Source organism: Comamonas humi (assembly GCF_054782535.1).
Genome location: NZ_BAAGSH010000018.1, coordinates 272,933 through 290,170, shown reverse-complemented (window position 1 = coordinate 290,170; position 17,238 = coordinate 272,933). Strand labels below are relative to the sequence as shown.

Genomic DNA, 17,238 nt, shown 5'->3' with positions numbered 1-17,238 from the left:
ATTTCCATCAGTTTTTCATGGCATGGATTAATTGTTGATATATAAAATCGATCGATGAAAAAATATTGGGCTCGGCCCAATATCTAGCGTGGTATCCAAAATTCAACAATGAAGGACGACATATGCGCATGAGCGCCATGCCCACTGTTTTTTTCCCCTCTTTCATGGCTGCCATAGTGCTGTCCGCTTGTGGCGGAGGAGGTGGCAGTGATGACGAAACACCACCGCTTCCTGTGGCCTCGTATGGCATTGGTGGAGAAGTGGAGGGATTGGGCAGTGGTAAATCACTGCTGCTGCAGAACAATGGCGGCAATGATCTGACGCTGTCGAGCAATGGTGCTTTTGAGTTTCCGGCCAAGGTGGAAGCAGGCAAGCCCTACAACGTCACCGTTGCAAAGCAGCCGCAATTCCAGACGTGCACCGTTGCCAAGGGCAGTGGCATCGCTAACGCAGCCATTTCGGACATCAGGGTGCAATGCGCAGACGACCCCGCCAATTCGGACACGAGTGCTGCCTGTTTTTCGTCCGACAAGCCATTCGTCACCGGCAGCCTCTGGGCATATATAACGCCGACGGGAAAGAACGGCTCCGAAGCCATGGGCGAATTCACCTTTGAAGGGAGAAAAGCCTACCAGGTGCGCGAATTCTTCATCAATGGCAATAGCGATAGCACGCCCTTTCGCTACACCTATACCAATAACATAGATGGCGTGAATTATCTCTATGGAAACTGGGGCGGCAGTGGCTCGCGCCATGTGCTGTTCAATTACAAGGAAACGTTTACACCCCCCCTGGCGGTGCCGCTTTCCCTGCCACTCAACCAACCCCACACCGCCAGCTACACCGCCGTCAACACGAATAACATCCAGAACACCACGACCCAAGTTGTGCGCACCTCGGTCTATCTGGGCCGCGAAACCATCCAGACCGCGTTTGGTACCTTTGAGACCTGCAAGATGCAATACACCACGCAGAGGGATGGCGGTCAACCTGCCGTGGACACGCAATGGATCATCGCCAGCGGAAGGCTGAAGGGGCTGGTGGCACAGACCGGCAAAAACGGTACTACTTCCCAGCCCATCAATATCGAAGTGAACTGGAACTGAGATTCGCACCCATGAAGCACCTGCCGCCCCATGGTGGCCGGTGCTTTGGTTCTGATCGGGTCGACGCAGTCTTGGACTGAAGCTCGGAGATCGCCCCTTCAGCGGTGGAAGTCTTTCAAGCCGGCCGTTCTTCCGCCTCCAAAGGCTCCCGCAGAAAATCAACAAACGCCCGCAGCTTGGGCGGCATGAGCTTGCGCGCCGGATAGTAGATGTGAAAGCCCGACCACGGCCGTTCGTAGGACTGCAGCACCTGCACCAGGCGGCCGTCGGCCAGCTCTTTGCGGATGCTGCCGGCGAACTTGTGGGCCAGGCCATGGCCCTGGCAGGCAGCGCGGGTGACCAGGGCGTCGTCCGAGAAGATCAGCCGGCCCGCCACCTCCAGTTCCACCTCCTGGCCATCGACCATGAAGATCCAGGGCAGCAGCCGGCCGCTACCGGGCAGGCGAAATCGCAGGCAGTCGTGGGCAGCGAGGTCGGCCGGCGTCTCGGGCCTGCCGTGGCGGCGCAGGTAGTCGGGGCTGGCGACCACGGCCTCCCACTGGCCGCGGTCCAGCGGCAGCGACACCATGTCGCGCGCCAGGAAGGCGCCCAGGCGTATGCCGGCGTCGAAGCCGCCCTGCACGATGTCGGCGAAGGTATCGTCGGTGAACAGCTCCAGCTGTATGCGCGGGTAGCGGGCCAGGAACTCGTCCAGCCGCGGCGTGATGAGCATGCCGGCTGCCAGCCGCGAGGTGTTGATGCGCAACAGCCCCGAGGGCGCGTCGTGGTCGGCCCGCAGCCGCTGCAGCGCCAGGTCGAGCTGGTCCAGCGCGGGCGAGGCCTCGGCCAGCAGTTGCTGGCCGGCTTCGGTCAGCGCCACATGGCGGCTGGTGCGGTTGAGCAGGCGCAGGCCCAGGTGGGCTTCGAGCTTGCGCATCTGCTGCGACACGGCCGATGCGCTCACGCCCAACCGGTCACCCGCGCGGGTGAAGCTGTGGGTGCGGGCCACCTGCACGAAGATGTTCAGCGCATGCAGCGGCTCGCGCTCGTTGGTGAAGAATTGCTTCATGATGGGTGAAGAGCAAGGCTGTTTTTCTTCACTATTGTGCTAGCTAAGCTGGTCGCCTTGTTGAGTTGAAAGAGGCGATCCATGAAAAATTCCATCTATTCGTTGGCATTGGCGGCCATGCTTGCCGTGGCAGGCGTTACGGTCACCGCGCAAACACCGACAACAGCAAAGGCGTTGGCACCAACCCAGCAAAAACCATCGCCCGCTGCAACCCTGGGCGTGCATATCGATCCGGTGCTGCAAGCCGCGTTGCAGGAGCAGCGCATCGTCGGTGGCGTGGTGGTCGTGGCCCAGCAGGGCCGCGTGCTGTACCGCAAGGCCGTGGGTTGGGCTGACCGCGAGGCGCGCCAGCCCATGGAGACGGACACGGTGTTTCGCCTGGCCTCGATGAGCAAGCCCATCGTCAGCGTGGCGGCGATGCGCCTGGTGGAGCAGGGAAAATTGGACCTGGATGCGCCGGTGACGGCCTACCTGCCGTACTTCAGTCCTGCGCTGGCCGATGGCCGGGTGCCAGCCATCACCATCCGCCAGTTGCTGACGCACACCTCGGGCCTGGGCTATGGCTTTGCCGAGGGCCGCGACGGCACCTATGCCCGGCTGGGCATCTCAGACGGGCTGGACGACTCCAGCGGGAGCCTGGACGAGAACCTGCGTCGGCTGGCGAAAAGCCCGCTGTACTTCGAGCCTGGCAGCCAGTGGCGCTACTCGCTGTCCATCGACGTGCTGGGCGCCGTGGTGGCCAAGGCCAGCGGCCAGCCGCTGCCGCAGGCAGTGCAAAAGCTCGTGACACGGCCGCTCGCCATGCGCCACACCGGCTTTGTGGCGAAGGCCGGCGACCGCCTGGCCACGCCGTATGCCGATGGCAAGCCCGAGCCCGTGCGCATGTTCCGCAACATCGAGGTGCCGTTGCCGCCCGGGATGGGCGGGGCGATCCGCTTTGCGCCGCAGCGTGCCTACGACGCCAAGGCCTTTGCCTCGGGCGGCGCCGGCATGGTCGGCACGGCCGGGGATTTTCTGCGGCTGATGGAGACGGTCAGAAACGGCGGTGGCCCCTTGCTCAAGCCGCACACGGTGGCCGCCATGGTGCGCGACCAGGTGGGGCCGCAGGCGCAGACCCAGGGGCCGGGTTGGGGTTTCGGCTATGGCTGGGCGGTGCTGGATGACCCGGCCGCGGCCAAGACCCCGCAAAGCCGCGGCACGCTGCAGTGGGGCGGCGCCTACGGCCACAACTGGTTCATCGATCCGGCGCGCGGGCTGTCGGTGGTCCTGCTCACCAACACGGCTTTCGAAGGCATGGCCGGCCGGCTGGTGCCCGAGCTGCGCGATGCGGTCTATGCCGGGCTGCAGGTGGCCGGAGCGCAGGAATAACCGGGACAGGCTCGCCGGAACGGCCGCCTATTTGCGCAGCTCACGGAGTTGGCCGGTGAACCAATCGCTGCTGGCAACCGGTGCGGCCTGTCCGCAGCGCACCTGGTAGGGCTGGCCCGATACGCTGCTCTTGGTCGCCGCGCGCTCGATGAAGGACTCGGTGGACGGCACCAGCCCGCGCTCGCGCAGGTAGTCGTACTTGCGCTGCAGGTGCTCGGCGGCCTTGGCCGCCCCGTACCACGCGCCGTTGCGCGAGAACTCGCAGCCGGACTGCCGCAGCGCCGCGAACAGCTGATCGATCTCGCGCGCGGTGGCGGGCGACGGCGGCTGGGCCCAGGCGGCGGCTTGCAGCAACAGGGCGGCGGCGAGCAGGGCGGTTTTCATGGAAGAGGACGGCAAGCCATGGCGGCTAGCTGGACTGGTAGATGAACCAGGCGGCGAAGCAGGCTGCCGTGATGAGGCCCAGAAGAATGCAATAAGCGAGCTGCCCGGCGGTTTGCTCCGCCATGGAGGTGAACTTCAGAAGCAGCCGCGAGATGGCGTAGGCCGGTGGTTCGAGCAGGATCTGCAGCAAGAGCTCTGCCATGGTCTGCGGCGCCCGGCTACAGGCGCGTGGAGTGTGGACTGCCCCGAGCGTAACCGATGGCCGAGCGCGGCCCGTTGCCATGTGCACAAAGCAGCAGGGGCATCCAACGATGCCCCTGCCACTCCAGCGCAAGCCTTCCGGCAGAGCCGGAGGCCGCCTGGCCTTACATGCGCTCGAAGATCGCCGCGATGCCCTGGCCGCCGCCGATGCACATGGTCACCAGCGCGTAGCGGCCGCCGGTGCGGTGCAGCTCATGGATGGCCTTGACGGTGATGACCGCGCCGGTGGCGCCGATGGGGTGGCCCAGCGAGATGCCCGAGCCGTTGGGGTTGACCTTGGCCGGGTCGGCGCCCAGGCCCTTGGTGACGGCGCAGGCCTGCGCGGCGAAGGCTTCGTTGGCCTCGATCACGTCCATCTGGTCGAGCTTGAGGCCCGTCTTGGCCAGCACGGCCTTCGAGGCGGGCACGGGGCCGATGCCCATGATCTTGGGCTCGACGCCAGCGTGCGCGTAGCCCACCAGGCGGGCCAGCGGCTTAGCGCCGCGCGCGCCAGCAGCCGAGGCTTCCATCAGCAGCACGGCGGCGGCGGCGTCGTTGATGCCCGAGGCGTTGGCGGCGGTGACGGTGCCGTCTTCCTTGACGAACACCGGCTTCATCTTCTGGAAGTCCTCGATCTTGGCGCCGGCGCGGAAGTGCTCGTCCTTGTCGAAGGCGATCTCGCCCTTCCTGCTCTTGAGCATCACGGGCACGATCTGGCCCGCGAAGCGGTCTTCGGCCCAGGCCTTCTCAGCGCGCTGGTGGCTCTCGAGCGCCAGCGCGTCCTGGTCTTCGCGGCTGATGCCGAATTCCTTGGCCACGTTCTCGGCGGTCACGCCCATGTGGATGGTGTGGAAGGGGTCGTGCAGCGCGCCGATCATCATGTCGACCATCTTGGTGTCGCCCATGCGGGCACCAAAGCGCGTGGCCAGGCTGGCGTAGGGCGCGCGGCTCATGTTCTCGGCGCCGGCGCCGATGGCCACGTCGTAGTCGCCCAGCAGGATGCCCTGGCTGGCGCTGACGATGGCCTGCAGGCCCGAGCCGCACAGGCGGTTGACGTTCATGGCCGGCGTTTCCTTGGCGCAGCCGCCGTTCACGGCCGCGACGCGCGACAGGTACATGTCCTTGGGCTCGGTGTTGACGACGTGGCCGAAGACCACGTGGCCGACGTCCTTGCCTTCCACGCCGGCGCGGGCCAGCGATTCCTTGACGACCAGCGCGCCCAGCTCGGTGGGCGGCACGTCCTTGAGGGCGCCACCAAAGGTGCCAATGGCGGTGCGGACTGCGCTGACGACGACGACTTCACGGGACATGGTTTATCTCCTGGTATGGAATGGATGCGTGCAGGGCCTCGATGCCGCCATGCATGCGGATGATGCACTGCAACATTATTGCGAGCCTGCGGCTTTGCGCAAGTCAGTAACTTTACGGACCGCGCCTAGGTGACAGCGGCAGTGTGGATACTGCATTTTTGATAGCTGCTAGCGCTTATTTATAAATGATTTCAGATGTTTTTGTATTTGAAAATCATATAAATCAAGCGCAAGCAGCTATCAAATTAAATAAAAGTGGCTCAGGGCTCGCGCACGTCCGCGACCACGTTCTGGCCGAAGTCGGCGCGGTCCAGCCAGGCCAGCACCTTGGCGGCGGCGTCCTGCGGCGTGCTGAGCTTGCCGCCCGCATGCATGCCGCTGAAGTTGGCCACGTCGGGAAAGTCGCCGGCATCGGCGCTGCGCAGCTGCAGCTGCATGTCGGTGTCGATCACGCCGGGCGCCAGCGAGACGATGCGCGCGCCGTGCGGCTTGAGCGCTTCCTCCAGCGCCACGCAGCGGGCGTAGGCGTCCATGCCGGCCTTGGCCGTGCAGTAGGCGGCCTGCGAGGCCATGGGCCGGCGGCCCAGGCCCGAGGACACGTTCAGCACCTTGCGCGGAATGGTCCAGTCTTCGGTGGCGGCGAGGAAGGCGCCGGTCAGCGCCATGGGGGCTTCCAAACCCACGCGCAGCGCGTTCTGCAGGTCGGCCGTGGCCACGGCCGACAGCGGCGCGATCTGCGGGATCACGCCGGCGTTGTTGATGAGGGTGATGCCCGCCCAGTCGGCCGCCTGCAGGCCGCGCAGCCAGCCGGACAGGCGCTGCGCCGCCGCGCCGCTGTCGGCCAGGTCCTGCTCCCATTGCGTGAGCTGGCCCGGCGCGTGCGCGCTGGCGGCCAGGTCTGCGGAGCTGCGCCGCGAGATGCTGAGCAGATGGTGGCCTTGCTGCAGCAACTGCTGGCCTATGGCCAGGCCCATGCCGCGCGAGCCGCCGGTGAGGATGATGAGGTGTGGATGCATCCCCGCATCATACGAGCCGCTACGATGGCGGTCTTTCAATCCAGATGAGAACGAGCATGAACGAGCAACGCGTAGCAGTGGTGGTGGCCGGCGGCAGCGGCATGGGCGCGGCGGCGGCCCGCAAGCTGCACGAGGACGGCTTTGCAGTGGGCATCCTGTCGTCGTCCGGCAAGGGCGAGGCGCTGGCCAAGGAACTGGGCGGCGTGGGCGTGACCGGCTCGAACCGCAGCGTGGCCGACCTGCAGCGGCTGGTGGATGCCGTGATGCAGCGCCATGGCCGCATCGACGTGCTGGTGAACGGCGCGGGCCACGGGCCCAAGGGCGAGCTGCTGGCGATCAGCGACGAGGACTGGATCACGGGCCTGGAGGTGTACTTCCTGAACGTGGTGCGCGCCACGCGCCTCGTCGCGCCCATCATGCAGCAGCAGGGCGGCGGCAGCATCATCAACATCTCGTCGGCCTGGGCCTTCGAGCCGGCGGCGCTGTTCCCCACCTCGGCGATGGCGCGCTCGGGCCTGGCCGCATTCACCAAGATCTTCTGCGACGAATACGGCAAGCACAACATCCGCATGAACAACGTGCTGCCCGGCTGGATCGACAGCCTGCCCAAGAAGGACGAGCGCCAGGCCGCCGTGCCGCTGCAGCGCTACGGCAAGGCAGAAGAGATCGGCGCCACCGTGGCCTTCCTGGCATCGGAAGGTGCGGCCTACATCAGCGGGCAGAACATCAAGGTCGATGGCGGCCTGATGCGCCACGTGTAGGCGGGCTACCGGCACGGGGCCGGCATGGCGGAGGGCTTGGGCATCGCACCCGCTCGGGTCACCAGCGCGATGCCGGCGATCACCGGGATGACGCCGAGGAAGTCGTCCAGCGCCAGCGGCTCGCCCAGCACGGCCCAGCCCACCAGCAGGCCCAGCGGCGGCGTCAGGAACAGCCAGGCGCTGGCGCGGCTGGCGTCCGCTCGGCGCAGCAGCGCAAACCACAGCATGTAGCCGACGACCGAGACAACGGCGACCGACCAGGCCATCGATGCCGCCAGGCGGGCGTTGGGATGCACCTCGTCCAGGCTTTCGGTGGCCAGCGCCCAGGGCAGCATGATGGCCGCCGCTAGCAGCAGTTGCAGCGCCACATTGGCGCTGCTGCCTATGCCCACCCGCAGGCGCTTGTATAGCACGGTGCCGGTGGACAGCAGCGCCAGCGCCGCCAATAGCAGCAGCGTGCCGTGCAGCGTGTCGATCTGCCCGCTGAGCCGGTGGCGCACGATGAATACCATGCCGGCAAAGCCCAGCAGCAGGCCGGCGGCCTTGCGCCAGGTCAGCCGCTCGCCCAGCACCGGCACGGCGAGGACGGACACGACGATGGGCCCCGCGCCGATGATGATGGTGGCCAGGCCCGCGGACGCCTCGCGCATCGCACTCCAGCTCATCCCCAGGTACAGCGCGTGGTTGCAGCCGGCCAGCACGATGAGGGCCAGCCAGTCCGCGCGGCCGGGGCGGATGCGCTCGCCCTGCCACCAGGCCCAGGCCAGCAGCAGCAAGCCGGCCAGCAGCAGCAAGCCGGCCAGCAGGAAGCGGCCGGCGAGGAAGAGCAGCGGCGGGCTGTCGAGCAGGGCGAACTTGGTCGCGGGAAAGGCGCTGGCCCAGACCAGGGTGAAGGGCAGGGCATAGGCCCAGGACGGAGCCTCTGGGGCGCCTGCGTGGGCGGTGGCGGAGTGGGTCATGGTGGTGCTCCTGAAGGCGGCGAAAACCGTGAAGAAGCCGCTCAAAAAGCGGTGACAAGGTCACTCTAGGGGTTTATGCTTGTATTTGGAAATTCAAAGTTTCCATCAGAGATATTTGATTTTTCGATACCTGGAGCACCCCATGCCCGACTTCGACATCAGCCTGCTGCGCACCTTTGCCTCGGTGGTCGACAGCGGCGGCTTCTCGCGGGCCAGCGAGCGTGTGCACCGCACGCAGTCCACCATCAGCCAGCAGATCAAGAAGCTGGAGGAGCAGGCCGGGCGCCAGCTGCTTTCGCGTGGCGCGCGCAGCAGCTTGCTCACGCCCGACGGCGAACGCATGCTGGGCTATGCGCGCCGCATCCTGGCGCTGCACGACGAGGCGCGCAATGTGTTCACCGAAGACCTGCCCGAGCTGGTGCGGGTGGGCGTGACCGAGGATCTGGCGGTGGAATCGCTGCCGGGCCTGCTCAGCCCGCTGGCGCAGGGCATGGGCCATGCGCGGCTGGAGGTGCGCTGCGGCCTGTCGCGGCAGCTGGAGCAGGACCTCTCCAATGGGCTGCTCGACGTCGCGCTGTTCCGGCGCGTGGAAAGCCAGGCCATCGCCGGGCCGGACAGCTGGGCCGAGACCCTGCACTGGGTGGCCGCGCCGGGCCATGGCTTCGAGCAGGCCAGGGTGCTGCCGCTGATCCTCTTTCCGCACGAGTGCGTGCTGCGCGGCCATGCGCTGGGCCAGCTGGACGCGATGGGCCGGCCCTGGCGCATCACCTACACCAGCCCGAACATCTCCGGCATCCTGGCGGCCGTGCGGGCCGGGCTGGGCGTGTCGCTGCTGTCCGAGCGCATGCTGCCGGGCGCCGGCCTGCAGGTGCTGCCGCAGGAGGCCGGCCTGCCCGTGCTGCCCTATGCGTCCATCGTGCTGCGCACCGGGACCGGCACGCCGGGGCCGGTGGCGGTGCAGGCGCAGGAGCTGCTGCGCAGCCACATGGATGCATGGTCGGCGGATTCCGCCGCGGGAATGTTGCAGTCCCAAGCCCGCCGGAAGCGGGCCTGAGCCGCTTTAACCCAGCGAGCGCACGCGCTGCTCCGGCGCAGGCAGGAAGCCGCGGTCGAAGACCTGGGCCGCCGACGGCGCCGTGGCGAAATGCTTGGCCGCAGAGATGCAGGCAATGGCCTCGGCGAGCCGCGCTTCGTCGATGTCGCCAATGCCATGGCGCGCGCCTTCGGCATGCCCCATCTCCAGCGCCAGCGTGCCGGCCAGCCGCGCGCGGTTGGCCACGCGGTCGATGTTCGGGTTGCGGCGGGCCACGGCATCGATCGCCGCATCCAGGTCGGCCACGGCATCGGCCACGCCGCGGTTGACGGCCCGCACCAGGCCGGCCACCACCTCGGGCTGCTCGCGCCGCAACTGCGGCGTCACCATCAGCGCCGCGCCATACAGCGAGGGCACGTGGTGGCGCCACTCCAGGTGGCGCAGGCAGGCCTTGGGATCGAGCCCGGCCTCCATGGTGCCGGCGGCCACGGTGTTGACGAAGCCGAACAGCCCGTCCCAGCGGCCCTGCAGCATCAGCGGCACGATCTCGCGGTGGCGCAGGTCCGAGAACTCGACGGTCACCTCGGCCGGGTCGAAGCCGTTGGCATGCGCGAACTCGGGAAACATCCGCCAGGCCGCATCGTTGACATGCGACACCAGCTTGCGCCCGCGCAGATCGGCCGGCGTGCGGATGGGGCCGTCGGCGGGCACGGCGATGGTGTAGGGCGACTGGTTGTGCATGGCGTAGACCGCGATCGGCGCCTCGCCCGGGCGTTGCGCCGCCAGCTCGATCAGCGCGTTCATGTCGCCGTAGCCCACGTCGAAGGCGCCGCTGGCGAGCTTGGGCACCGCATTGGCGGCGGTGTCGCCTTCGGTGAAATCGATCTGCAGCCCTTCGTCGCGGAAGTAGCCGCGGTCGTCGGCCAGGTAGAACCAGGCCTGGGGGCCCGAGTAGTAGGTGTTGAGGATGAAGCGCAGGCGCTGCAGGCCGGAGGTGGTGGTCATGGTGGGGTGCCTTGGAGAATGGGGAGGAATGGGCTCAGTCGCCCTTGAAGCCGGTGGCCTTGACGATGGGCAACAGGCGCTCGGCAACGCCGCGGGCCTTGTCGACGACCTCCTGCGAGCTGGCGCCTTCGCTCACGATATAGCCGTTGCGCTGCAGCTTGGCGCGCACATCGGGCTGCGCCAGCACCTTGCGCATGGCCTGGTGCCACATCGCCATTTGCGGCTGCGGCGTGGCGGCGGGCGCGTAGAGCACCGTGGTGGCGGATGCCACGAGCGAGGGGTAGCCGCTCTCGGCAAAGGTCGGCACATCGGGCAGGCCGGGCAGGCGCTGCGTGGACGACAGCGCCAGGATGCGCAGCTTCTTGTTGCGGTGCTGCTCGGCGAAGGCGGTCGAGCCGTCGATCACCGCCGGCACCTGGCCGCCGATCAGGTTGGTGATCAGCCCCGGCGCGCCTTGGAAGGGCACCATCGATATCTTGTCGAGCTTGACGATGCGCCCGAAGTCGTAGGCGAAGAAGTGGCCGATGCTGCCCGGCGAGGTGATGCCGATCATGGCGTTCTCGGGAGTCGTGCGCGCCGCCTGCAGGTACTCGGCCAGGTTGTTGTAGGGCGAGTTGCCCGCCACGACCACGCAGAAGACGAAGCTCGCCACGTCGGTGACGGGGGTGAAATCGGTGTTCGGGTTGAAGCGCAGGTTGGGATAGATGGCCGGCGCGATGATCAGCGGCTCCATCGCGCTGAGCAGCACGGTCTTGCCATCTGGCTTGGCTTGCTTGAGGGCCTCGGCGGCCACTCGCCCGCCGGCGCCGGGCTTGTTTTCGATCAGCACTGGGCGGTCCAGCTCCACGCGCAGCTTGTCGGCCAGGATGCGCGCCACGAAGTCGGCGGCTCCGCCGGCCGGGAAGGGCACCAGCACATGCATGGGGTCGCCAGCCGCAGCCGCCGTGCCCCAGCTGCCCGCCATGCAGGCGCCCGCGGCCAGGCCGGCGGCAGCCCGGAGCCAGGATTTGCGCGTCCAGCGCGTGGGTCCGGTGGTGGCGGCGCGCGATGGCGCTCCGGTGTCGATGTGCTGCTGCAGGTTCCGCATCAAGTCCCCAGTGTGGTGGTCAAGTTCGGTAACAGTGTGTGCAAGCGGGGGCTGGACCCAATAGCGCCAGCACTGGGCATTCGCTGGTACCACGGCGCGTTTGCCTGGGAGGGCTCAGGGTAAGTCTCGGGGGACGAAACGAGCGCGAAGCGGCGGCTAGAACTCGGCGGGCAGCGCGAACTCCAGCCATTCGCCGCTCACCGGGTGCGCCAGGGCCAGGCGCTGGGCCTGCAGCAGCAATCGGGGCGCCATGGCCTGCACGGGCTCGAGGGCGTAGAGCGCATCGCCCAGCATCGGGCAGCTCAGGGCCTGCAGGTGCACGCGCAGCTGGTGCGTGCGGCCGGTGATCGGGGCCAGCCACAGCCGGCTGCAGCCCGGGCCTATGGCCGGCATGGCGGCGGCCTCGGCCTCCGCTTTCGCCACCGGGCGCCACCAGGTCTGGCTGGCCTGGCCCGCCTGCGGATCGGTGGCGATCACGCGCAACGGGCGGCGTTCCCAGTCGGCGGCGATGGGCAGGTCGATCAGATTCCAGCGTTGACCGTCTTGCGGCATGCCGGGGGCTTCAGGTACCTCGGTCGCTTGTGGTTCGCCCCACACCACGGCGAGGTAGCGCTTCTCGACCTGGCGTGCCGCGAAGGCATCGCCCAGCTGGCGCTGCACCATCGGGTTGCGCGCCATCACCACCAGCCCCGAGGTGGCCTGGTCCAGCCGGTGCACCACCAGCGCATCCGGCCATTGCGCCTGCGCGCGGCTGCTCAGGCAATCCTGCTTGTCCGGCCCGCGCCCTGGCACGCAGAGCAGGCCGCTGGGCTTGTTCAGTACCAGCAGGTGCGGGTCGGCGTGGATGGGGTGCAGCACGGGTGTGGAAGGTGGGGCAAGGCCGCGATTGTAGGGTGCCGAAGCATGGTACAAACTCGGCAGCAGCGGGTGCTGCCCGCCCTATAACCAAGTACAGCCAGGAGACTTCCCATGCTAGGCCTGATGCAGAACCAGCCGCTGTTGATTTCGTCGCTGCTGGAGTTCGCGGCGCGCTACCACCGCGACACCGAGATCGTCTCGCGCCGCGTGGAAGGCGACATCCACCGCTATACCTACACCGACATGGCGGCGCGCGCGCGGCAGCTGGCGAACACGCTCGACGCGATGGGGCTGGAGCCCGGCAGCCGCGTGGCCACGCTGGCCTGGAACGGCTACCGCCACCTCGAGCTGTACTACGGCGTGGGCGGCTCGGGCCGCGTGGTGCACACCGTCAACCCGCGCCTGCATCCCGACCAGATCGCCTGGATCGTCAACCATGCCGAGGACCAGGCGCTGTGCTTCGACCTGAGCTTCGTGCCCATCATCCAGGCCATCCACGCCAAGTGCCCCGGCGTGCGGCAGTGGGTGGTGCTGTGCGGCCCCGGGCACCTGCCGGCCGACACCGGCATCCCCGGCCTGCGCGACTACGAGAGCTGGATCGCCGATGCGCCCGCCACCTACCAGTGGCCCGTGCTCGATGAGAACACCGCCTGCGGCATGTGCTACACCAGCGGCACCACGGGCCATCCCAAGGCGGCGCTGTACTCGCACCGCAGCACCATCCTGCACGCCTACGGCGCCTCGCTGCCGGACGTGATGTGCCTGTCGTCGCGCGACGTGATCCTGCCGGTGGTGCCCATGTTCCACGTCAACGCCTGGGGCACGCCGTATTCGGCGCTGCTCAATGGCGCCAAGCTGGTCTTTCCCGGGCCGGGGCTGGACGGCAAATCGGTCTACGAGCTGCTGGAGTCCGAGCAGGTGACCTTTGCCGCCGGCGTGCCCACCGTGTGGCAGATGCTGCTGTCGTACCTGCAGCAGAACGGGCTGCGCTTCTCGTCGCTCAAGCGCACGGTGATCGGCGGCTCGGCCTGCCCGCCGGCCATGATCCAGACCTTCCAGGAACAGTACGGCGTGACCGTGCTGCACGCCTGGGGTATGACCGAGATGAGCCCGCTGGGCACGGTGTGCACGCTCAAGAACAAGCACCTGTCGCTGCCCGCCGAGGAGCAGGCCGCGCTGCTGGCCACGCAAGGCCGCTCCATCTTCGGCGTGGACATGAAGATCGTTGGCGACGACGGCCGAGAGCAGCCCTGGGACGGCAAGACCTTTGGCGACCTGCTGGTGCGCGGCCCCTGGGTGGTGGCCGACTACTACCGCAACCCCGGCGCGCCGCCGCTGGTGCGCGACGAGCACGGCGTCGAGTGGTTTCCCACCGGCGACGTGGCCACCATCCACCCCGACGGCTTCATGCACATCACCGACCGCAGCAAGGACGTGGTCAAGTCCGGCGGCGAGTGGATCAGCTCCATCGACATCGAGAACATCGCCATGGCTCACCCCAAGGTCGCCATGGCCGCCTGCGTGGGCATGCCGCATCCCAAGTGGGACGAGCGGCCCATCGTGGTCGTCGCCCTCAAGCCCGGCGAGAGCCTGAGCCGCGACGAGCTGCTGGCCTTCTACGCCGGCAAGACGGCCAAGTGGCAGATCCCGGACGACGTGGTCTTCGTCGAGAGCATCCCGCTGGGTGCCACCGGCAAGATGCTCAAGACCCGGCTGCGCGAGCAGCTCAAGGACTACCAGCTGCCTGGGCTCTAACCTTTCCATCGATTCCAAGGAGCGCCATGTCCCACGACACCCGCACCGTTCAACAGCTTTTCGATCTCAGCGGCAAGACCGCCCTCGTCACCGGCGGCTCGCGCGGCCTGGGCCTGCAGATGGCGCAGGCGCTGGGCGAGGCGGGCGCGCGCGTGGTGCTCTCGTCGCGCAAGGCAGCCGAACTGGAAGAGGCCGCAGCCCAGCTGCGTGCCCAGGGCATGGCGGCCGACTGGATCGCCGCCGACTGCGCGCAGGACGACGACATCGCCCGCCTGGGCGCGCAGAGCCTGCAGCGGCTGGGGCGGGTGGACATCCTCGTCAACAACGCCGGCGCGAGCTGGGGCGCGCCGGCCGAGGACCACCCTGTGGCCGCGTGGGACAAGGTGATGAACCTCAACATCCGCGGCTACTTCCTGCTCAGCCAGTACCTGGGCAAGCACGACATGATCGCGCGCCGCAGCGGCTGCATCGTCAACCTCGCGTCCATCGCTGGGCTGGGCGGCAACCCGCCGCAGATGCAGACCCTGGCCTACAACACCTCGAAGGGCGCGGTCATCAACTTCACGCGCGCGCTGGCGGCCGAATGGGGGCGCCACGGCATCCGCGTCAACGCGCTGTGCCCGGGCTTTTTCCGCACCAAGCTGTCGTCGGGGCTGATCGACCACATCGGCGAGGCCGACATGGCCGGCCACGCGCCGCTGGGCCGCCTGGGCGGCGACGACGACCTCAAGGGCCCGCTGCTGCTGCTGGCCAGCGATGCCGGCAAGCACATCACCGGCCAGTACCTTGCGGTGGACGGCGGGGTGAGCATCGTCACGGCTGGGTAGCCAGCGCTAAACTTAAATATATTTAAGTATTTTGGACAATTTGCTAACATATATGCATGTCCAAGAAATCCCAGGCGCTCGAATCCATGCCGCCCGCCGTACTGGCGAGCCTGCGGCAGCTGGGTGAGCACCTGGCCATTGCCCGCAAGCGCCGGCGCGAGCCGCTCAAGGCCTGGGCGCAACGGATAGGGGTGTCCGAGCCCACGCTGATCCGCATGGAGCGCGGCGACCCCAGCGTGTCCTTCGGTGCCTATGCGACGGCGCTGTGGCTGATTGGCCGCAGCCCGGCGCTGGCCGAGCTGGCCGCGCCCGAGCACGACCTGGGTGCGCTGGAGTCATCGGTACGTGCCGCGCAGGCGCGCTCGGTGCGCAAGCCGGCGTCGGTGGAGGCGCGGCTGCGCGCGCTCCGAGCCCCTGAAAAGGAGCCCGAGTGATGCAGGCCGGAGATGCCGCGATACCGGCCTACGCGCCGCAGGACACGCTGTACCTGTGGTGGCTGGGCCAGCCCGCTGCGCCGGTCTGGATCGGCACGCTGCACATGGTGCGGGCGCTCAAGGGCGTGTCGCTGCGCTATGCGCCGCAATGGCTGGCCCACGGCTTTGCGCTCAGCGAAGACCTGCCGCTGCTGGACCAGGAATTCCTGCCCGCCGAGAAGGACACCGCGGCCGGCGCCGTGGACGATGCCCGGCCCGACCGCTGGGGTGAGCGCGTGATCCGCGTGCTCGACAAGCCGCCGCGCCTGTCGCTGATGGAATACCTGTTCTATGCCGGTGACGAGCGCTTTGGCGCGCTGGGCGTGTCGCTGTCGCCCGATGCTTACCTGCCGCGCAAGCTGGGCCCGCTGCCGGGTTTTGCCGATGCCCAGGCCATCCAGGCCCTGGTGCGGCAGGTGCTCGACGGTTCGCCGGTGCCGCGCGAGCAGCGTCGCCTGATCGCGCCCGGCGTGACCATGGGCGGCGCACGACCCAAGGCGCTGGTGGCGATCGACGACGCGCAGTGGGTGCTCAAATTCTCCGAACCGGGCGAGGCGGTGGACATGCCGCTGGTCGAGCACGCCACGATGACGCTGGCGCGCCAGGCAGGCATCGCCGTGGCCGAGACCCTGGCGGTGCCGCTGCGGCAAGGGCACGCCGTGGCGGTGAAACGCTTCGACCGCGATGGCGGCAGGCGCCGGCATGCGCTGTCTGCGCGCGTGGCCCTGCAGGCGGCGGGCGAGCCCATGGGCTACCCCGAGCTCGCGCAGCTGCTGCGCCGCCGCGGCGTGGTGCAGGGCCAGCGCAACCTGGCGCAGATGCACGAGCTGTTCCGCCGCATGGTCTTCAACATCCTGCTCGACAACACCGACGATCACGAGAAGAACCACGTGCTGCTGGCCACCGACAGCGGCAGCTACGAGCTCTCGCCGGCCTTCGACGTGCTGCCCTCGGGCCAGGCGCTGGGCTACCAGCAGATGCGGGTCGGCGCGCAGCAGTCGGATGCGACGCTGGACAACGCGCTGTCCGAGTCGGCGCAGTTCGGCCTTGCGCGCAAGGCAGCGGAAAAGCTGGTGCGCGAGGTCACTCAGGTGGCCGGTGGCTGGAAAACGCACTTTGCCGAAGCCGGCGTGCGCCCGGCCGACATAGACTCGCTGGCCGAGCAGATCGACCGGCCCTTCCTGCGCGAGCAGCGGCAGGCCTGGGGCGGCCACTGAAGCGGCGATTGAATGGAAATGACGACAACACGATGCACTCCCTTGCCATGCCACCGATGACCGATGCCGACAGCCTGGCGCTGCAGCGCCACTCCACCCGCGCCTTCCTCGATCGCCCGGTGGCCGATGCGCTGGTCGACGCCGTGGTGCAGGAGGCGCGCTGGGCGCCCAGCGGCGCGAACCTGCAGCCGGGCTCGTTCTGGCACATCGATGGCGCGGCGCGGGCGCGGCTGAGCGAAGGGCTGGTGCAGGCCTTCCGCGGCGGCGCGCAGGAGCGCGAGGACTACGACTACTTTCCGCGCCCGCTGCCCATGTCGCTGCGCAAGCGCCAGGTGGCGGCGGCGCAGGCGCTGTATGGCGCGCTGGGCGTGGCGCGCGGCGATGGGGTGGGGCGGGCCGAGCAGTTCGAGCGCAACTTCCGCTTCTTCGATGCGCCGGCCGCCATGCTCATCACCATCGACAGCGGCTTCGGCAGCGGCGGCTACATGGACCTGGGCATGGCCATCTACGGCCTGATGCTAGCGGCCGAGGCGCGAGGCCTGGCGACCTGCGCCATCGGCGCCATGGCTTCGTACCCGCGCGTGATCCGCGAGGCTTTGGGCCTGGAAGAGCGCCACACCGTGGTCTGCGGCATGGCGCTGGGCTATGCCGACGAGGCCGCGCCGATCAACCGCACGCGCACCGAGCGCGCCGCGCTGGCGGAGTATTTCCAGCGCATCCGCGATTGAATATCAAAAAAGAGAGCTGCTGGCGCTTGTGCAGCCTTGTATTCATTATGAAAACCTATTGAA

18 protein-coding genes are annotated in these 17,238 nt (G+C 67.9%); 9 read left to right on the top strand and 9 right to left on the bottom strand.

What is annotated here, in order from left to right; genetic code table 11:
* Positions 1 to 128 precede the first annotated feature (128 nt).
* A complete protein-coding gene (locus ACYVKR_RS19425; RefSeq protein WP_460482603.1) occupies positions 129 to 1,106 on the top strand; it encodes a hypothetical protein in 978 nt (325 codons plus the stop codon).
* Between the two features lie 115 nt (positions 1,107 to 1,221).
* On the opposite strand, the gene ACYVKR_RS19420 is transcribed toward ACYVKR_RS19425, so the two are convergent.
* Entirely contained in the window at positions 1,222 to 2,154 is a 933-nt protein-coding gene (locus tag ACYVKR_RS19420; RefSeq protein ID WP_460482602.1) for a LysR family transcriptional regulator, read from the bottom strand.
* 117 nt (positions 2,155 to 2,271) lie between these two features.
* Between ACYVKR_RS19420 and ACYVKR_RS19415 the strand changes: the two genes are divergently transcribed.
* Positions 2,272 to 3,522, top strand: a complete 1,251-nt coding sequence (locus ACYVKR_RS19415) for a serine hydrolase domain-containing protein (RefSeq protein WP_460482760.1) — start codon at positions 2,272 to 2,274, stop codon at positions 3,520 to 3,522.
* A gap of 27 nt (positions 3,523 to 3,549) precedes the next feature.
* Here ACYVKR_RS19415 and ACYVKR_RS19410 read toward each other — a convergent pair whose 3' ends face one another.
* The 4 genes from ACYVKR_RS19410 to ACYVKR_RS19395 all read right to left on the bottom strand — a co-directional run bounded on the left by ACYVKR_RS19410 (position 3,550) and on the right by ACYVKR_RS19395 (position 6,472).
* Positions 3,550 to 3,906, bottom strand: a complete 357-nt coding sequence (locus ACYVKR_RS19410; RefSeq protein WP_460482601.1) for a YfeK family protein — start codon at positions 3,904 to 3,906, stop codon at positions 3,550 to 3,552.
* Between the two features lie 25 nt (positions 3,907 to 3,931).
* Entirely contained in the window at positions 3,932 to 4,108 is a 177-nt protein-coding gene (locus ACYVKR_RS19405) for a hypothetical protein (protein WP_460482600.1), read from the bottom strand.
* Positions 4,109 to 4,271: 163 nt separating this feature from the next.
* The gene (bktB, locus tag ACYVKR_RS19400; RefSeq protein ID WP_460482599.1) at positions 4,272 to 5,456 is read right to left on the bottom strand and encodes an acetyl-CoA C-acyltransferase family protein; all 1,185 of its coding nucleotides are present in this window, start codon (positions 5,454 to 5,456) and stop codon (positions 4,272 to 4,274) included.
* A 260-nt stretch (positions 5,457 to 5,716) separates the two neighbouring features.
* On the bottom strand, positions 5,717 to 6,472 hold the full coding sequence (locus ACYVKR_RS19395; RefSeq protein WP_460482598.1) for a Rossmann-fold NAD(P)-binding domain-containing protein: 756 nt from the start codon (positions 6,470 to 6,472) through the stop codon (positions 5,717 to 5,719).
* Between the two features lie 56 nt (positions 6,473 to 6,528).
* Between ACYVKR_RS19395 and ACYVKR_RS19390 the strand changes: the two genes are divergently transcribed.
* Positions 6,529 to 7,233 carry a Rossmann-fold NAD(P)-binding domain-containing protein gene (locus ACYVKR_RS19390; RefSeq protein WP_460482597.1) on the top strand — a complete coding sequence of 235 codons (705 nt, stop codon included), beginning with the start codon at positions 6,529 to 6,531 and terminating at the stop codon, positions 7,231 to 7,233.
* A gap of 5 nt (positions 7,234 to 7,238) precedes the next feature.
* Here the strand turns inward: ACYVKR_RS19390 and ACYVKR_RS19385 are convergent, their stop codons facing one another.
* The gene (locus ACYVKR_RS19385) at positions 7,239 to 8,192 is read right to left on the bottom strand and encodes a DMT family transporter (RefSeq protein WP_460482596.1); all 954 of its coding nucleotides are present in this window, start codon (positions 8,190 to 8,192) and stop codon (positions 7,239 to 7,241) included.
* Between the two features lie 142 nt (positions 8,193 to 8,334).
* Here ACYVKR_RS19385 and ACYVKR_RS19380 point away from each other — a divergent pair, with 142 nt between their 5' ends.
* Entirely contained in the window at positions 8,335 to 9,246 is a 912-nt protein-coding gene (locus tag ACYVKR_RS19380) for a LysR family transcription regulator (RefSeq protein ID WP_460482595.1), read from the top strand.
* Between the two features lie 6 nt (positions 9,247 to 9,252).
* Here ACYVKR_RS19380 and ACYVKR_RS19375 read toward each other — a convergent pair whose 3' ends face one another.
* The 3 genes from ACYVKR_RS19375 to ACYVKR_RS19365 form a co-directional block, all read right to left on the bottom strand.
* Entirely contained in the window at positions 9,253 to 10,230 is a 978-nt protein-coding gene (locus ACYVKR_RS19375) for an ABC transporter substrate-binding protein (protein ID WP_460482594.1), read from the bottom strand.
* A gap of 34 nt (positions 10,231 to 10,264) precedes the next feature.
* Complete coding sequence (locus ACYVKR_RS19370) at positions 10,265 to 11,317, bottom strand: type 2 periplasmic-binding domain-containing protein (RefSeq protein ID WP_460482593.1); 1,053 nt, start codon at positions 11,315 to 11,317, stop codon at positions 10,265 to 10,267.
* A 156-nt stretch (positions 11,318 to 11,473) separates the two neighbouring features.
* Entirely contained in the window at positions 11,474 to 12,175 is a 702-nt protein-coding gene (locus ACYVKR_RS19365) for an RluA family pseudouridine synthase (protein ID WP_460482592.1), read from the bottom strand.
* A gap of 111 nt (positions 12,176 to 12,286) precedes the next feature.
* Here ACYVKR_RS19365 and ACYVKR_RS19360 point away from each other — a divergent pair, with 111 nt between their 5' ends.
* The 5 genes from ACYVKR_RS19360 to ACYVKR_RS19340 are packed head-to-tail and all read left to right on the top strand — an operon-like array spanning position 12,287 to position 17,175.
* The gene (locus ACYVKR_RS19360; protein WP_460482591.1) at positions 12,287 to 13,930 is read left to right on the top strand and encodes a fatty-acid--CoA ligase; all 1,644 of its coding nucleotides are present in this window, start codon (positions 12,287 to 12,289) and stop codon (positions 13,928 to 13,930) included.
* A gap of 26 nt (positions 13,931 to 13,956) precedes the next feature.
* On the top strand, positions 13,957 to 14,757 hold the full coding sequence (locus ACYVKR_RS19355) for an SDR family oxidoreductase (RefSeq protein WP_460482590.1): 801 nt from the start codon (positions 13,957 to 13,959) through the stop codon (positions 14,755 to 14,757).
* A 56-nt stretch (positions 14,758 to 14,813) separates the two neighbouring features.
* Positions 14,814 to 15,191 (top strand): XRE family transcriptional regulator, encoded by a 378-nt coding sequence (locus ACYVKR_RS19350; RefSeq protein ID WP_460482589.1) that lies wholly within the window; start codon positions 14,814 to 14,816, stop codon positions 15,189 to 15,191.
* A complete protein-coding gene (locus ACYVKR_RS19345) occupies positions 15,191 to 16,447 on the top strand; it encodes a type II toxin-antitoxin system HipA family toxin (RefSeq protein WP_460482588.1) in 1,257 nt (418 codons plus the stop codon). The genes ACYVKR_RS19350 and ACYVKR_RS19345 overlap by 1 nt, the downstream gene beginning before the upstream one ends.
* Positions 16,448 to 16,479: 32 nt before the next feature.
* On the top strand, positions 16,480 to 17,175 hold the full coding sequence (locus ACYVKR_RS19340) for a nitroreductase (protein ID WP_460482587.1): 696 nt from the start codon (positions 16,480 to 16,482) through the stop codon (positions 17,173 to 17,175).
* Positions 17,176 to 17,238: the final 63 nt, after the last annotated feature.

Excerpts from the sequence above, each read along its gene's own strand:
- ACYVKR_RS19415 (WP_460482760.1), top strand. The coding sequence starts at position 2,272 with ATGCTTGCCGTGGCAGGCGTTACGGTCACCGCGCAAACACCGACAACA.
- ACYVKR_RS19380 (WP_460482595.1), top strand. The coding sequence starts at position 8,335 with ATGCCCGACTTCGACATCAGCCTGCTGCGCACCTTTGCCTCGGTGGTC.
- ACYVKR_RS19425 (WP_460482603.1), top strand. The coding sequence starts at position 129 with ATGAGCGCCATGCCCACTGTTTTTTTCCCCTCTTTCATGGCTGCCATA.
- ACYVKR_RS19360 (WP_460482591.1), top strand. The coding sequence starts at position 12,287 with ATGCTAGGCCTGATGCAGAACCAGCCGCTGTTGATTTCGTCGCTGCTG.
- ACYVKR_RS19390 (WP_460482597.1), top strand. The coding sequence starts at position 6,529 with ATGAACGAGCAACGCGTAGCAGTGGTGGTGGCCGGCGGCAGCGGCATG.
- ACYVKR_RS19345 (WP_460482588.1), top strand. The coding sequence starts at position 15,191 with ATGCAGGCCGGAGATGCCGCGATACCGGCCTACGCGCCGCAGGACACG.
- ACYVKR_RS19355 (WP_460482590.1), top strand. The coding sequence starts at position 13,957 with ATGTCCCACGACACCCGCACCGTTCAACAGCTTTTCGATCTCAGCGGC.
- ACYVKR_RS19385 (WP_460482596.1), bottom strand. The coding sequence starts at position 8,192 with ATGACCCACTCCGCCACCGCCCACGCAGGCGCCCCAGAGGCTCCGTCC.
- ACYVKR_RS19410 (WP_460482601.1), bottom strand. The coding sequence starts at position 3,906 with ATGAAAACCGCCCTGCTCGCCGCCGCCCTGTTGCTGCAAGCCGCCGCC.
- ACYVKR_RS19395 (WP_460482598.1), bottom strand. The coding sequence starts at position 6,472 with ATGCATCCACACCTCATCATCCTCACCGGCGGCTCGCGCGGCATGGGC.
- ACYVKR_RS19420 (WP_460482602.1), bottom strand. The coding sequence starts at position 2,154 with ATGAAGCAATTCTTCACCAACGAGCGCGAGCCGCTGCATGCGCTGAAC.
- ACYVKR_RS19350 (WP_460482589.1), top strand. The coding sequence starts at position 14,814 with ATGTCCAAGAAATCCCAGGCGCTCGAATCCATGCCGCCCGCCGTACTG.
- bktB (WP_460482599.1), bottom strand. The coding sequence starts at position 5,456 with ATGTCCCGTGAAGTCGTCGTCGTCAGCGCAGTCCGCACCGCCATTGGC.
- ACYVKR_RS19375 (WP_460482594.1), bottom strand. The coding sequence starts at position 10,230 with ATGACCACCACCTCCGGCCTGCAGCGCCTGCGCTTCATCCTCAACACC.
- ACYVKR_RS19405 (WP_460482600.1), bottom strand. The coding sequence starts at position 4,108 with ATGGCAGAGCTCTTGCTGCAGATCCTGCTCGAACCACCGGCCTACGCC.
- ACYVKR_RS19370 (WP_460482593.1), bottom strand. The coding sequence starts at position 11,317 with ATGCGGAACCTGCAGCAGCACATCGACACCGGAGCGCCATCGCGCGCC.
- ACYVKR_RS19340 (WP_460482587.1), top strand. The coding sequence starts at position 16,480 with ATGCACTCCCTTGCCATGCCACCGATGACCGATGCCGACAGCCTGGCG.